Source organism: Curtobacterium sp. MCLR17_007, from assembly GCF_003234655.2.
Taxonomy (GTDB): Bacteria; Actinomycetota; Actinomycetes; order Actinomycetales; family Microbacteriaceae; genus Curtobacterium.
In genome coordinates, this window is sequence record NZ_CP126271.1 from 1,894,844 (window position 1) to 1,909,934 (window position 15,091).

A 15,091-nucleotide genomic window follows, 5' to 3' on the forward strand; every position below is an offset into this window, starting at 1 on the left:
TGACCCGGTCCCTCCTGCGTTGCATTGAGTCGAAGGCACTCAAGTTCCCAGGAGGTCCCTTTGCCAGCAACGTCCGGCCCGACCAACGGCAACGACGCGTTCGACGCGTTCCTCGCTCGTCTGCTCGCGGCACAGAACGCCGGCGCCCAGCGATCCACACCGCTGGGACGTCCGGTCGACATCACCCGGCTGCTCAGCCGCCGCACCCACGACCTGCTCCAGCGCACCGCCGAGTACGCGGTCGCCCAGGGGCAGCGGGAGCTCGACGCACTGCACCTGCTGCACGTGCTCGTCGAGACCGAGCCCTTCGACGCCGTCGTCCGCTCCGCGGGCATCGACCCGGCGCACCTGGCCGACGAGGTCGAGCAGCGCCTGCCCGCCCCGACCGCCGAGCCCGTCGAGGGTCGGCCGGCACTCACGCCCTCGGCGCAGCGCGTCCTCGTCGAGGCCACCCAGGCGGCCCGCGGCTTCGGCAGCACCTACACCGACCCCGAGCACGTCTTCTTCGCGCTCGTCATGGACCAGGAGACCGTCACCGGTCAGCTCCTGGCGAGCGCCGGCATCACCCCGCAGGTGATGCAGTCGTACGCACAACAGGCCGCCGATGCGGCTCGAGAGGGGCGCCCGATGCCCGGGACCACCGAAGCCGACCAGCAGCAGTCGGAGACCCCGACGCTCGACCAGTTCGGCACGGACCTCACCGAGCGCGCCCGCCAGGGCGGCATCGACCCGGTGATCGGCCGCGCGGACGAGATCGAACAGACCGTCGAGATCCTGCTGCGCCGGTCGAAGAACAACCCCGTGCTGATCGGCGAGCCCGGTGTCGGCAAGACCGCGATCGTCGAGGGCCTCGCGCAGCGCATCGCGGACGGCGACGTCCCGAGCCTGCTGCAGGGCAAGCGCGTCGTCGCCCTCGACCTGCCCGGCATGCTCTCCGGCACCCGCTACCGCGGCGACTTCGAGGAACGCCTGACGAAGGCCATGGACGAGATCGCGGCGCACGCCGACGAGCTCATCGTGTTCGTGGACGAGCTGCACACGGTCGTCGGTGCCGGTGGTGGCGGCGAGGGCGGGTCGATGGACGCGGGCAACATCCTGAAGCCCCGTCTGGCCCGCGGTGACCTGCACATGGTCGGCGCGACCACGCTGAAGGAGTACCGCCGGATCGAGAAGGACGCCGCACTCGAGCGCCGCTTCCAACCCGTCACGGTGGGGGAGCCGAGCGTCGAGGACGCCGTGGCGATCCTGACCGGGCTGGCGCCACGGTACGCCGAGCACCACGGCGTGACCTACACCGACGACGCCCTGCGCGCCGCCGTCGAGCTCTCCCACCGCTACGTCGCCGACCGGCAGCTGCCCGACAAGGCCATCGACCTCATCGACCAGGCCGGGGCCCGCCGCCGGCTCGCCCGTTCGGGCGACGTCGACGTCGAGGCACTGCGCGACCAGGTCGCTGAGCTGATGGCCGAGAAGGACCGTGCCGTCAGCGCGGAGGACTACGAAGCGGCGTCACGCCTACGCGACCAGACGGCCGAACTGGAGGCCCGGATCACCGCCGCCGCACAGGCGGACGTAGGTCGGTCCTCCAGTCCGGAGTCCGCAAGCACGGAGATCACCGAAGCCGACATCGCGGCCGTGGTGGCGCGAGCCACCGGGATCCCCGCGTCCCGGCTGACCCAGGGCGACCGGACGCGGCTCGCCGCGCTCGAGGACGAACTGCACGAGCGGGTCGTCGGACAGGACGACGCCGTGCGGGCCATCGCCACGGCGGTGCGTCGCAACCGGACCGGCATGGGCGACCCGGACCGTCCCGTCGGCAGCTTCCTGTTCCTCGGGCCGACCGGGGTCGGCAAGACCGAGCTGGCGAAGTCCCTCGCGGCATCGCTGTTCGGGGACGAGACGGCGATGCTCCGCTTCGACATGAGCGAGTTCGGCGAGCGGCACACCGTGTCGCGGCTGGTCGGCGCCCCTCCCGGGTACGTCGGCTACGACGAGGCCGGTCAGCTGACCGAGCGTGTCCGTCGCAACCCGTACTCGGTCATCCTGCTCGACGAGGTCGAGAAGGCGCACCCCGACGTCTTCAACCTGCTGCTGCAGGTGCTCGACGACGGACGGCTCACGGACGGACAGGGCCGCACGGTCGACTTCCGGAACACGGTCGTGATCATGACGTCGAACATCGGGTCCGAACTCCTGGCGTCGCGCACGGGAGCCCTCGGGTTCTCGGCGTCGGCGGACGGTGGGTTCTCGGAGGAGGACCTGCGGCAGCGCGTGATGGGCAAGCTCCGCGAGGCGATGCGGCCGGAGTTCATCAACCGCATCGACGACATCGTGCTGTTCCGCAAGCTCGACCGCTCGCAGATGGAGTCGATCGTGTCGCTGCTGCTCGCGGAGACCTCGATGCGGCTCATCGCGCAGGACATGGTCCTGTCGGTGTCCGAGGACGCCGTCGCGTGGCTTGCCGAGCACGGGTACGAGCCGGAGTACGGTGCCCGCCCGCTCCGACGGCTGATCCAGCGCGAGGTCGACGACCGCATCGCGACGCTCGTCGTGGACGGGGTGGCCGGTGCTGGTGACACGGTGCAGGTCACCGTGGACGGCGACGCCCTCGTCGCCCGCGTCGCAGGCGTCACGGCGACGCTCGTCGGCTGACCTCGATCCACACGGAGAACGCCCCGGGACCTGTTCGGTCTCGGGGCGTTCTTCGTGCCTGTCGAATGCATTTCGAGGAATTCCGGAGGAACGCTTGCGGTGACGTCGAGAATGCCGCTATGGTTCACACACCTCGTACAAATCGTGCCGAAAGGGGGCCGACCATGATCACCATCATCATCACCACGCAGACGCCGTTCCGTGCAGTCCGTGGCAGCTTCGGCGCCCCGTTCCGCGGTACCTGCTGACGCGGGACGTCCTCGTCCCCATCTCGGCCTCGCGCCGCGGTCGTCGCTGAACTGAGCGCCCGCGCTGCAGCCGCCAGACCCGGTCATCCGGGCCCGGCATCTCTTCGCTGATCGTGACCCTGGCGGGCTCCGCTCGTCCGGTCGGTCTTGATCGGGTACCGCCACCCCGGTTCGTCGGGCTCGTGCGGTTGGGCGGGCTTGTCCGGCTGGTCCGGCGCGGCTGCCTGCGGTTCCCGATCGACGTCGCGCGGAATGCGCGCGAGGAATGTCGTGCACGACTGGGACGATTCCCGCGTCAGGTCATTCGTCGTTCTCGGCTGCCACCATTCGCGCATTTCCGTGCGAATGCATCGAGCAGTCCCCACCCGGCCGCGGGTCGCTCCGTCGCGCCGCGCTCCACAACTCCTCCTCGACACGAACGGTGACCACCATGTCCACCAAGTCCGTCCTCCGACCGCCCGACGCGCCCGTCGCCCCCGGCAGGGTCTCGTTGCCCGACCGGGTCGCGCTGCGCGTCGGGATGTCCCTCATCATCTGGAGCCGTCGCACGCGGCGGCCGCAGATCGACCCCGAGCTGCGTGCGCGGCTCGCTCGCGAACGCGAGCAGCGCGAAGCCGAGTGGGTCATACTCGGCGCCGGCCTGCGCATGTGGCGCTGAGGCGCGGCGCCCGGCCGCTCGGGCCGCTCGCGGTGTGGTGCCGGGTTGATCGCTCCGTGCGGGGATGGTTCCTCGCACGGAGCGATCGTCCCCGCACGAGCCGCCAATCTCGCACGGTGCGCAGCCGCCAACCTCGCACGGTGCGCAGCCGCCAACCTCGCACGGTGCGAGACGCACGCCGACCGCCCGTACGGTTGTCCCATGACCGAAACCGCGTCCGATCTCGTCCAGCGCCTCACCACGATCGTCCCCGACTTCCCGAAGCCCGGGATCCTGTTCCGTGACGTGACGCCGGTGTTCGCGGACGCAGTCGCGTTCGGGCGCGTGTGCGAGGCACTCGCGGCGCCGTTCGCCGTCGGGGGCGGGTTCGCCGCGGTCGCGGGCATCGAGGCACGAGGCTTCGCACTCGCCGGCGGCATCGCTGCACAGCACCAGGTCGGCGTGCTGACCGTGCGCAAGGCAGGCAAGCTCCCGGGCGAGGTGCTCAGCGAGCAGTACGCGCTCGAGTACGGCGAGGCCGAGCTCGAACTCCGCCCCGCGCAGCTCCCCGCCGGCACACGGGTGCTCGTCGTCGACGACGTCCTCGCGACGGGCGGCACCGGGGCCGCGACCATCACGCTGCTCGAGCGTGCCGGCTACCAGGCCATCGGATTCGCCGCCCTGCTCGAACTCGACGGGCTGCAGGGACGCGAGCGCCTCGAACCGCGCTTGCCCGTCACCACGCTCGGCGCCGTCCCGGCCTGAGCGGCCCCGCCCGCCGACTAGCATTGCCGCACCACCAGAACGAGGAGTCCCACCACGTGACCGAGTCAGTCGCCCCCGCACCCGACGAAGCGCCCGCCGCGCCCGAGCCCGTGACCGCGACCACCACGACGACGGGCACGGAGCTCTTCGACGGGGTGCGCGGCGTCGTCGCCATCCGGGTCGCCGGCGTCCTCAAGGACCTGTCCGCCGACGTGCAGGCGGGGGAGACCGCCGAGCCCGTCACGCTCGACGAGCAGGACGGCCTCGACATCCTGCGGCACTCGGCAGCGCACGTCCTCGCCCAGGCGGTGCAGCAGATCAACTCCGACGCCAAGCTCGGCATCGGGCCGCCCGTCACCGACGGCTTCTACTACGACTTCGACGTCGCCGAGCCGTTCACCCCCGACGACCTCAAGGCGATCGAGAAGGGCATGGACCGCATCGTCAAGCAGGCCCAGCGGTTCCGTCGCGTCGTCGTGACCGACGAGCAGGCCCGCGAACTGATGGCGGGGGAGCCCTACAAGCAGGAGCTCATCGGCCTCAAGGGCGCCGCGTCCGAGGGTGACTCGGGCGAGAGCGTCGAGGTCGGTGCCGGCGAGCTGACCGTGTACGAGAACGTCGACCCGAAGTCGGGCGAGGTCGTCTGGCAGGACCTCTGCCGCGGGCCGCACGTGCCGCACACCCGGTGGATCGGCAACGCCGCCAAGCTCATGCGCGTCGCTGCTGCCTACTGGCGCGGGTCGGAGAAGAACCCGCAGCTGCAGCGCATCTACGGCACGGCGTGGCCGGACAAGGACCAGCTCAAGGCGTACCTGGTCCGCCTCGAAGAAGCGGCCAAGCGCGACCACCGCAAGCTGGGTGCCGAGCTCGACCTGTTCTCGTTCCCGGACGAGATCGGTTCCGGCCTGGCGATCTTCCACCCCAAGGGCGGCATCATCCGTCGCGAGATGGAGGACTACTCCCGGCGACGCCACGAGGAGAACGGCTACTCGTTCGTCTACACGCCGCACATCACCAAGGGCGACCTGTTCGAGCAGTCCGGCCACCTCGGTTGGTACAAGGACGGCATGTTCCCGGCCATGCACATGGACGAGGCACGCGACGAGGACGGCAACGTCACCCGCCAGGGCGCCGACTACTACCTCAAGCCGATGAACTGCCCGATGCACATCCTGGCGTACCGCTCGCAGGCCCGGTCGTACCGCGACCTGCCGCTGCGGATGTTCGAGTTCGGGACGGTCTACCGCAACGAGAAGTCCGGCGTGATCCACGGGCTCACCCGCGTGCGCGGCATGACCCAGGACGACGCCCACATCTTCACCACCAAGGAGAAGATGAAGGAAGAGCTCACCACGACGCTCGAGTTCGTGCTCTCCCTGCTGCGCGACTACGGCCTCGACGACTTCTACCTCGAGCTGTCGACCAAGGACCCGGAGAAGTACGTCGGCGACGACGACGTCTGGGACGAGGCCACGAACACGCTGCGCGAGGTCGCCGAGGAATCCGGTCTCGAGCTCGTGCCGGACCCCGCCGGCGCCGCCTTCTACGGTCCGAAGATCTCCGTCCAGGCCCGTGACGCCATCGGGCGGACCTGGCAGATGTCGACCGTGCAGCTCGACTTCAACCTGCCCGAGCGCTTCGGCATCGAGTACGCGGCGGCCGACGGCACCCGGCAGCGTCCGGTGATGATCCACCGCGCCCTGTTCGGCTCCATCGAGCGCTTCTTCGGCGTGCTCACCGAGCACTACGCGGGTGCCTTCCCGGCCTGGCTCGCTCCGGTGCAGGTCGTGGGCATCCCGGTCGCCGAGGAGTACGGCGACTACCTGGACCAGGTCATCGCGACGCTCCGCACGCACGGGGTCCGCGCCGAGGTCGACCACTCGGACGACCGCATGCAGAAGAAGATCCGCACGCACACCAAGCAGAAGGTGCCGTTCCAGCTCATCGCCGGTGGCGACGACCGCGACGCCGGCGCGGTCAGCTTCCGCTTCCGTGACGGCCGCCAGGACAACGGCGTGCCCGTGGACGAGGCGGTCGAGCGCATCCTGAACGCGATCCGCGAGCGCGCGCAGGTCTGATGGAACTGCCTGGAGGACCCGAGCAGGTCCCCGGGACCGGTCACGTCGACGACGTGGTCGGTCCCGGGACCGCCGGCACCGGTTCCAGCGACGACCCGCTGGTGATCCGTGACGCCGCCACCGGCGCCGCGGTGCCGGACGCGTTCCAGCGCCTGTGGAACCCGCACCGGATGGCGTACATCGACGCCGGCCGCGAGGGCGAGGGTCGCGGCCACAAGGACGACTGCCCGTTCTGCGAGGCACCGACGAAGTCCGACGAGGACGCCCTGATCGTCGCCCGCGGCGAGCACGCCTACGTCCTGCTCAACCTGTACCCGTACAACAACGGGCACCTGCTGGTCTGCCCGTACCGCCACATCCCGCTGTACGACGACGCCTCGCCCGACGAACTCCGCGAGATCGGCGAACTCACCCAGACGGCGATGCGGGTGCTGCGGCAGGTGTCGCACTGCGACGGCTTCAACATCGGCATGAACCAGGGCGAGGTCGCGGGTGCCGGGGTGGCCGGGCACCTCCACCAGCACATCGTCCCGCGGTGGCAGTCGGACTCGAACTTCTTCCCGATCATCGCCCGCACCAAGTCGATGTCCCAGCTGCTCGGCGACACCCGACGGCTCGTCGCCGAGGGTTGGCCGACGAGCGACTGATCGCGGAGCGCGGTGCCGGGTCGCGCACTAGGATGGACGGCATCATGAGCGACAGCAGCAGCACCCCCGACACCAGCACCAACGGCACCTCGATCACCGGCTCGTCCCGGGTCAAGCGCGGCCTGGCGGAGATGCTCAAGGGCGGCGTGATCATGGACGTCGTCGACGCCGAGCAGGCCCGCATCGCGGAAGAAGCCGGCGCGACCGCGGTCATGGCCCTCGAGCGTGTCCCCGCCGACATCCGCGCCCAGGGTGGCGTCGCCCGCATGTCCGACCCGTCGATGATCGAGGAGATCATCGCAGCCGTGTCGATCCCGGTCATGGCCAAGGCCCGCATCGGGCACTTCGTCGAGGCCCAGGTGCTGCAGGAGCTCGGCGTCGACTACATCGACGAGTCCGAGGTGCTCTCGCCCGCCGACTACGTCAACCACATCGACAAGTGGAACTTCACCACGCCCTTCGTCTGCGGTGCGACGAACCTCGGCGAAGCGCTCCGTCGCATCACCGAGGGCGCGGCCATGATCCGCTCCAAGGGTGAAGCGGGCACCGGTGACGTGTCCGAGGCGACCAAGCACATCCGCACCATCACGAAGGAGATCGCGGCGCTCCGCAACCTCCGTCCCGACGAGCTCTACGTCGCGGCGAAGGAACTGCAGGCCCCGATCGACGTCGTGCAGGAAGTCGCCCAGTCCGGAAAGCTCCCCGTCGTGCTCTTCACCGCCGGCGGTGTGGCCACCCCGGCTGACGCCGCGATGATGATGCAGCTCGGCGCCGACGGCGTGTTCGTCGGTTCCGGCATCTTCAAGTCCGGTGACCCGGCCGCCCGCGCCGCCGCGATCGTCAAGGCCGTGACCTTCCACGACGACCCCAAGGTCATCGCCGAGGTGTCCCGTGGGCTGGGCGAGGCGATGGTCGGCATCAACGTCGCCGACGTCCCCGCACCGCACCGCCTCGCCGAGCGTGGCTGGTAACCACACCGGCGGCACCGCCCCGCGGATCGGGGTCCTGGCGCTGCAGGGGGACTTCCGCGAGCACATCGCGTCGCTGACCGCACTCGGTGCCGACGTCGTCCCGTTGCGCCGCCCGGAAGAGATCGCCACGCTGCACGGCGTCGTGATCCCCGGTGGCGAGTCGGGCGTGATGGACAAGCTGTCGCGGGCGTTCGGCGTCGCCGAGCCCCTGTCCGAGGCCATCCGGGCGGGACTGCCGACCTACGGCACGTGTGCGGGCATGATCATGCTGAGCGACCGGATCACGAACGCCATCGGCGGGCAGCAGACCCTCGGTGTCCTCGACACCACGGTCCGGCGCAACGCGTTCGGCAGTCAGAACGACTCGTTCGAGACGGACATCCCGATGCCCGACCTGGGCGACGCCCCGGTCCACGCGGTCTTCATCCGCGCGCCCGTGGTCGAGCAACACGGCGCGGGCGTCCACGTGCTCGGGGCCCTGGCCGACGGGCAGGTCGTCGCGGTGCAGCAGGACAACGTCATCGCCAGCGCCTTCCACCCCGAGGTGGCGGGCGAGGACCGGTTCCACCGCCGGTTCCTCGGCCTCGTCCACAGCGCCTGAGGCGCAACCACCTGTCCACAGCCCCTGCGCGCCGGGCGCGTACCGGGCCTCCTGTCAGTACACTGACCGGGACGTTCCGCAAGACGCAAGGAGAACCGTGTCCGGGCATTCCAAGTGGGCAACGACGAAGCACAAGAAGGCCGTCATCGACGGTCGTCGTGCCAAGTCGTTCGCCAAGCTCATCAAGAACATCGAGGTCGCGGCCAAGATGGGTGGCGCCGACATGTCGGGCAACCCGACCCTGGTCGACGCCGTCCAGAAGGCCAAGAAGACCTCGGTGCCGAACGACAACATCGACCGTGCGATCAAGCGCGGTGCCGGTCTGACCGGTGAGTCGATCGAGTACACGACCATCATGTACGAGGGCTACGCGGCCAACGGCGTCGCGATGCTGATCGAGTGCCTCACCGACAACAAGAACCGTGCCGCGGCCGAAGTCCGCACGGCGATGTCGCGCAACGGCGGCACCATGGCCGACCCGGGCAGCGTCGCGTACAACTTCGCGCGCAAGGGCGTCATCTCGGTGACCAAGGTCGACGGCCTGTCCGAGGACGACGTCATGACGGCGGTGCTCGACGCCGGTGTCGAAGACGTCATCGACCAGGGCGGCGGCTTCGAGGTCATCACCGACGCGTCCGACCTGGTGTCGGCGCGCACGGCGCTGCAGGACGCCGGCATCGACTACGACTCCGCCGACGCCGAGTTCGTCCCCGGGCTCAAGGTCCCGGTCGACGCCGAGACCGCCCGCAAGGTCTTCCGCCTCATCGACGCGCTCGAGGACAGCGACGACGTGCAGAACGTGTACGCCAACTTCGACATCCCCGCCGACGTCCAGGCCGAGCTCGACGAGGACGAGGACTAGGCCCACATGCTCCGCGTGCTCGGGGTCGATCCCGGGCTCACCCGGTGCGGTGTCGGTGTGGTCGAGGTCACACCGGACCGCCGCGCCCGGTTGGTGCACGTCACCGTCGTGCGCACGCCGTCGGACATGGCCCTCGAGCAGCGTCTCGTGCTCATCGCCAGCGGCATCGCCGAGCAGATCGAAGAGCACCGTCCCGATGCCGTCGCCGTCGAGCGGGTGTTCGCGCAGGCCAACGTCCGGACGGTGATGGGGACGGCCCAGGCCTCTGGCCTGGCGCTGCACGCCGCGGCGTCGCGGGGCATCCCGGTCGGGCTGCACACCCCGTCGGAGGTCAAGGCGGCGGTGACCGGGTATGGCAACGCCGACAAGAAACAGGTCCAGTCCATGATCGCCCGGATCCTCGGTCTCACCGAGGCACCGAAGCCGGCCGACGCCGCCGACGCACTCGCGTTGGCCGTGTGCCACGCCTGGAGGCTCGGTGCACCCGACGCCGTCGGCGTCAGTTCGGCGGTCCTGACGCCGGCCCAGCGAGCGTGGCGTGACGCCCAGGCCGGCACGGGCGGGCGGACGGCTTCCTCACCGCTCGCCCGGGCCGCGGCGGGAGCGGCCGCCGCGCAGCGCGGCGCGTCCGGCTCGTCGGCCGGTGCCCGTAGGCTCGGAGGATGATCGCGAGTCTCCGGGGCACCTGCATCGACGTCGCCGGATCGGCGGTCGTGATCGAGGTCGGCGGCGTCGGCTACCTGGTCACCGTCACCCCGGCGCACGCCCTCACGATGCGCCTCGGCTCCGAGGTCTTCGTGCGCACGGCCATGATCGTGCGCGAGGACGAACACCTGCTGTTCGGGTTCGAGTCGACCGACGCGCTGCGTGTCTTCGACCTGCTCCGCAGCGTGTCCGGCGTCGGTCCCAAGTCGGCGCTCGGCGTCCTCGGCGCGATGGACCCCGCCCAGATCGCGAACGCCGTCGCGAACGACGACGACGCGGCGTTCCGCAAGGTGTCCGGCATCGGTCCAAAGACCGCCAAGCTCATCAACGTCGCGCTCTCCGGCAAGCTCGCCGCGTTCGAGACCCCGACGGCCGCCCCCGGAGCCCGCAGCGTGACCGCGCACCCGGCGTCCGAGGACGTCGTCATCGCGCTCATCGGGTTGGGATGGCGCGAGGACGCGGCGCGCAGCGCCGTCGAGGACACCATCGCGAGCGAGCCCGGTGTCGCCGCGATGGGCACCCAGGCGCTGCTCCGCGCCGCGCTCGGCGCCCTCCGCCCCACCGGTGCCGGCCGGTGAGCGGCATCACGGCGGCCGACGCCCAGTCTCCCGAGGAACTCGCCTTCGAGGGTGCCCTCCGCCCGAAGTCACTGGCCGAGTTCGTCGGCCAGCGCAAGGTCCGCGGACAGCTCGACCTGCTGCTCAAGGCCGCCGCGATGCAGGACCGCACCCCGGACCACATCCTGATGGCGGGTCCTCCCGGACTCGGCAAGACCACGCTGGCGATGATCGTCGCGCACGAGTCCGGCCGTCCCCTCCGCATGTCGAGCGGACCGGCGATCCAGCACGCGGGGGACCTGGCGGCCGTGCTGTCCTCGCTCATGCCCGGCGAAGTGCTGTTCATCGACGAGATCCACCGCATGGCCCGGTCGGCAGAAGAGATGCTGTACCTGGCGATGGAGGACTTCCGGATCGACGTCATGGTCGGCAAGGGCGCCGGAGCGACCAGCATCCCGCTCGACCTCGCACCGTTCACGCTCGTCGGCGCCACCACCCGGGCCGGCCTGCTGCCGAACCCCCTGCGGGACCGGTTCGGGTTCACCGCCCACCTCGAGTTCTACGAACGGGACGAACTCGAGCAGGTCCTCATCCGCGCGGCCCACCTGCTCGAGCTCGACTTCGACCGCTTCGCCCTGCGCGAGATCGCCGGGCGTTCCCGGGGGACCCCCCGCATCGCGAACCGACTCCTGCGCCGCGTGCGCGACTTCGCCCTCGTGCACGGCACCCGCGACGGCATGGCGGCGGTCCAGGGCGCTCTCGAGCTGTACGACGTCGACGAGTACGGCCTCGACCGGCTCGACCGCGCCGTGCTCGAGACCATGCTGACCCGCTTCGACGGCGGCCCGGTCGGGCTCAACACGCTCGCTGTCTCGGTCGGCGAAGAAGCCGAGACGATCGAGTCGGTCGTCGAGCCCTTCCTGGTGCGCATCGGCCTGGTGACACGGACCCCGCGGGGCCGGATCGCCACGCCGGCCGCCTGGCGTCACCTGGGTCTCGCGCCGGGCGCCGCGGGTGTCGGACCGCAACCGGGCCTCTTCGACGACGACCAACCCGACTGAGCCGCCAGCCACAGCCACGTGCCCTAGACTGCTACGGCCCGAAACCGAAATACCAGAGAAGGCATCGCAATCATGGGTCAAGAAGTCATCCTCATCGTCATCGTCGTGGCGTTCGCGGCCTTCATGTTCTACAACAGCCGCAAGCGCAAGAAGCAGCAGGGCGAGCTCGCCACCAAGATGGTGCCGGGTGCTCGCGTGATGCTGTCCTTCGGTCTCTACGGCACGCTCCTGTCGGTCGACGACGAGAAGGTCACCGCCGACGTCGAGATCGCCCCCGGCACCATCGTGACCGTGCACCGTCAGACGCTCTCGCGGGTCGTCGATGACAGCGCGTCCGACATCGAGACGACCGCGACGCCGGAGGACGAGGCCAAGCCCGTCGCCGAGCCTCGTGCCGTCACCGAACTCAACGGTGAGCCCGTCTACGGCGAGCGTGCCGACGAGGCCGAGCAGACGAAGCGCAAGACCGAGGACTGAACCACCGGGCCGCCGGGACACGACCGTGACCTGGCGGTGACACCGCTTCGACCGGCGTGCGCGCGGGTCGAACTGACAGAAAGACGAGACGACCGGTGGCACGACCGACCCCCGTCAAGAAAGCGCTGCGCTCGCTCACCTGGTTGGTGATCATCATGGCGGTCCTGGCCGGCCTCAACACGGCGGCCTCGATCCTCGCCAGCACCACCAAGGACACCACGGGCAAGTGGTTCGCCGGGGCCAGCTGGGTCCCCGAACTCGCACTCGACCTGCAGGGCGGCACGCAGCTGACCCTGGCGGCGCAGAGCACCGACGGCGACTCGGTCACCTCGGAGCAGCTCAAGCAGGCGGTGGACATCATCCGGCAGCGCATCGACGCGACCGGTGTGTCTGAGTCCGAGATCAACACGCAGGGTGCGAACAACATCGTCGTGTCCATCCCGGGCAAGCCCGACCGGCAGACGATCTCACGCATCGAAGCCGCCGCGAAGCTCACGTTCCGCCCCGTGCTCTACACCGAGGCGGCGACGGACACCGCCGTCGGCGGCAAGGCCGGTTCCACGGCGTCCCCGACGCCGTACTCGCCGCCCGCGTCCCTGCCGGCGTCGCCGACCGCGAAGCCGACGAACGCGAGTGACCTCAACTGGGCCTCGCCGCGGCTGCAGGACCTCTACACGAACTACAACTGCAAGGCGCCGGACGACGTCACCGCCGCTCCGGACGACCAGCCCCTGGTCACGTGCGACCAGGACGGCACCTCGAAGTTCATCCTCGGGCCGGTCGAGGTCTCCGGTGCGGACATCAGCAACGCCACATCGGGCCTCGCGACCTCGTCGCAGGGCACCACGACCGGCGAGTGGGCCGTCAACCTGACGTTCAACGGCGCCGGCACCAAGGACTTCAGCACGGTCACCAACCGTCTGGTCAAGCTCCAGCAGCCGCAGAACCAGTTCGCGATCGTGCTCGACGGCAACGTCATCACCGCGCCGACCACGAACAGCGCGATCACCAACGGCAAGGCCCAGATCAGCGGGTCGTTCACGGCCGAGTCGGCGAAGACCCTCGCCGACCAGCTGAAGTACGGTGCCCTGCCGATCAACTTCAAGGTGCAGTCGAACGAGAACATCTCCGCGACGCTCGGCACCGCTCAGCTGATCGGCGGCCTCGTCGCCGGCCTGATCGGCCTGATCCTGGTGATCATCTACTCGATCATCCAGTACCGCGCGCTGGCCTTCGTCACGGTCCTCTCGCTCGGCGTCGCCGCGGCGCTGACCTACCTAGTGATCGCGATCATGTCGTGGCGGGTCGACTACCGCCTGTCGTTGGCGGGTGTAGCGGGGTTGATCGTCGCGATCGGCATCACGGCGGACTCGTTCATCGTCTACTTCGAGCGCATCCGCGACGAGCTCCGCGAGGGCCGTGCCCTCGAAGGAGCCGTCGAGTCGGGGTGGCGCCGTGCGTTCCGGACGATCATCGCCTCCGACTCGATCAACTTCCTCGCGGCGATCGTGCTGTACATCCTGGCCGTCAGCGACGTGAAGGGCTTCGCGTTCACGCTGCTGCTCACGACGCTCATCGACATCGTGGTCGTGATCCTCTTCACCCACCCGATGCTCCAGCTCATCTCGCGCCGTCGCTTCTTCAACGAGGGACACCGCTTCTCCGGGCTCGATCCGTCGGCCCTCGGCGCGGTCTACCGCGGTCGTGCGCAGTTCCGAGCACCCATCGTCGACGGCAAGCGCCAGCGCAGTGCCGGTGAGGCACAGCGTCGACAGACCATCGCCGAGCGCAAGGCCGGCACCGGCGAGACGCCGGACGGGAAGGACAGCTGATGGCGAGCTTCAGCCAGTTCGGGAACGACCTCTACACCGGCAAGCGGTCGTACGACATCGTCGGACGCCGTCGCCTGTGGTACCTGATCGCCCTCGCGGCCATCGTCATCTCGCTCGCGGTCCCGTGGCTCCGTGGCGGGTACCAGCTCGGCATCGAGTTCACCGGTGGTTCCGAGTTCACGATCTCCGACGTCAAGACCGTCGACCAGAACCTGGCGACGAACACCGTCGAGCGGATCGTCCCCGACGAGATCCCGCGTGTCTCGCAGCTCGGCACGCACGGCATCCGCGTGCAGACCGGGCAGCTGACCGACGCCGAGACGACGCGCGTGCAGAGCGCCCTCGCCGACGCGTACAACGTCGACGACTCCGAGGTCGCCTCGACCTTCATCGGCGCGACCTGGGGCGCCGACGTGCTGTCCCAGGCCATCCGCGGTCTGGTGATCTTCCTGGTGCTCGCGGCTGTCTTCATGGCCCTGTACTTCCGCACCTGGAAGATGTCGCTGTCGGCCATGGCCGCGCTGCTCCACGACCTGCTCATCACCGCAGGCGTGTACGGCATCGTCGGCCTCGAGGTCACCCCTGCGGCGGTGATCGGCTTCCTGACGATCCTCGGCTACTCGCTCTACGACACCGTGGTGGTGTTCGACAAGGTCCGCGAGAACACGTCGCAGGAGTCGCACCGCACCTTCGTCCAGTCCGTGAACCTGGCCGTCAACCAGACGCTCGTGCGCTCGATCAACACCTCGGTCGTGGCGCTGCTGCCCGTCGCCGCGATCCTGTTCATCGGGTCGTACGTGCTCGGTGCCGGGACGCTGCGCGACATCTCGCTCGCGCTCTTCATCGGCATCATCGTCGGCACCTACTCGACGATCTTCATCGCGTCGCCGATGTACGCGCACCTGCGTGAGGGCGAGCCGAAGGTCAAGCAGGCCGACGACAAGAAGCGGGCCGCTGCGGCAAAGCGTGCCGCAGTGGAGACCCCGGCGGAGGTCTGA

General features: G+C 69.7%; 14 protein-coding genes. All 14 read left to right on the forward strand.

What is annotated here, in order from left to right; translation table 11 throughout:
* The first annotated feature begins 60 nt into the window (after positions 1-60).
* Positions 61-2,652, forward strand: a complete 2,592-nt coding sequence (locus DEJ13_RS09080) for an ATP-dependent Clp protease ATP-binding subunit (protein ID WP_111106225.1) — start codon at positions 61-63, stop codon at positions 2,650-2,652.
* A 678-nt stretch (positions 2,653-3,330) separates the two neighbouring features.
* The gene (locus tag DEJ13_RS09085; RefSeq protein WP_146245185.1) at positions 3,331-3,558 is read left to right on the forward strand and encodes a hypothetical protein; all 228 of its coding nucleotides are present in this window, start codon (positions 3,331-3,333) and stop codon (positions 3,556-3,558) included.
* Positions 3,559-3,759: 201 nt separating this feature from the next.
* A complete protein-coding gene (locus DEJ13_RS09090; RefSeq protein WP_056124612.1) occupies positions 3,760-4,302 on the forward strand; it encodes an adenine phosphoribosyltransferase in 543 nt (180 codons plus the stop codon).
* Positions 4,303-4,412: 110 nt separating this feature from the next.
* Positions 4,413-6,380, forward strand: a complete 1,968-nt coding sequence (thrS, locus tag DEJ13_RS09095) for a threonine--tRNA ligase (protein ID WP_111106347.1) — start codon at positions 4,413-4,415, stop codon at positions 6,378-6,380.
* Positions 6,380-7,027 carry an HIT family protein gene (locus DEJ13_RS09100; protein ID WP_111106227.1) on the forward strand — a complete coding sequence of 216 codons (648 nt, stop codon included), beginning with the start codon at positions 6,380-6,382 and terminating at the stop codon, positions 7,025-7,027. The genes thrS and DEJ13_RS09100 overlap by 1 nt, the downstream gene beginning before the upstream one ends.
* Positions 7,028-7,071: 44 nt before the next feature.
* Positions 7,072-7,998: a pyridoxal 5'-phosphate synthase lyase subunit PdxS gene (pdxS, locus tag DEJ13_RS09105; protein WP_056125755.1), complete on the forward strand. Its 927-nt coding sequence runs from the start codon at positions 7,072-7,074 to the stop codon at positions 7,996-7,998.
* Positions 7,988-8,599: a pyridoxal 5'-phosphate synthase glutaminase subunit PdxT gene (pdxT, locus tag DEJ13_RS09110; RefSeq protein WP_111106228.1), complete on the forward strand. Its 612-nt coding sequence runs from the start codon at positions 7,988-7,990 to the stop codon at positions 8,597-8,599. The genes pdxS and pdxT overlap by 11 nt, the downstream gene beginning before the upstream one ends.
* 97 nt (positions 8,600-8,696) lie before the next feature.
* Positions 8,697-9,461 carry a YebC/PmpR family DNA-binding transcriptional regulator gene (locus DEJ13_RS09115; RefSeq protein WP_056124606.1) on the forward strand — a complete coding sequence of 255 codons (765 nt, stop codon included), beginning with the start codon at positions 8,697-8,699 and terminating at the stop codon, positions 9,459-9,461.
* A 6-nt stretch (positions 9,462-9,467) separates the two neighbouring features.
* Complete coding sequence (gene ruvC, locus DEJ13_RS09120; protein ID WP_056124604.1) at positions 9,468-10,127, forward strand: crossover junction endodeoxyribonuclease RuvC; 660 nt, start codon at positions 9,468-9,470, stop codon at positions 10,125-10,127.
* Positions 10,124-10,744: a Holliday junction branch migration protein RuvA gene (ruvA, locus tag DEJ13_RS09125; protein ID WP_056124600.1), complete on the forward strand. Its 621-nt coding sequence runs from the start codon at positions 10,124-10,126 to the stop codon at positions 10,742-10,744. Before ruvC ends, ruvA begins: the two co-directional genes overlap by 4 nt.
* Positions 10,741-11,784 carry a Holliday junction branch migration DNA helicase RuvB gene (gene ruvB / locus DEJ13_RS09130; protein WP_111106229.1) on the forward strand — a complete coding sequence of 348 codons (1,044 nt, stop codon included), beginning with the start codon at positions 10,741-10,743 and terminating at the stop codon, positions 11,782-11,784. The genes ruvA and ruvB overlap by 4 nt, the downstream gene beginning before the upstream one ends.
* A gap of 72 nt (positions 11,785-11,856) precedes the next feature.
* Positions 11,857-12,261 (forward strand): preprotein translocase subunit YajC, encoded by a 405-nt coding sequence (locus DEJ13_RS09135; protein ID WP_056124595.1) that lies wholly within the window; start codon positions 11,857-11,859, stop codon positions 12,259-12,261.
* A gap of 95 nt (positions 12,262-12,356) precedes the next feature.
* On the forward strand, positions 12,357-14,093 hold the full coding sequence (gene secD / locus DEJ13_RS09140; RefSeq protein WP_056124591.1) for a protein translocase subunit SecD: 1,737 nt from the start codon (positions 12,357-12,359) through the stop codon (positions 14,091-14,093).
* A complete protein-coding gene (gene secF / locus DEJ13_RS09145; protein ID WP_056124589.1) occupies positions 14,093-15,091 on the forward strand; it encodes a protein translocase subunit SecF in 999 nt (332 codons plus the stop codon). The genes secD and secF overlap by 1 nt, the downstream gene beginning before the upstream one ends.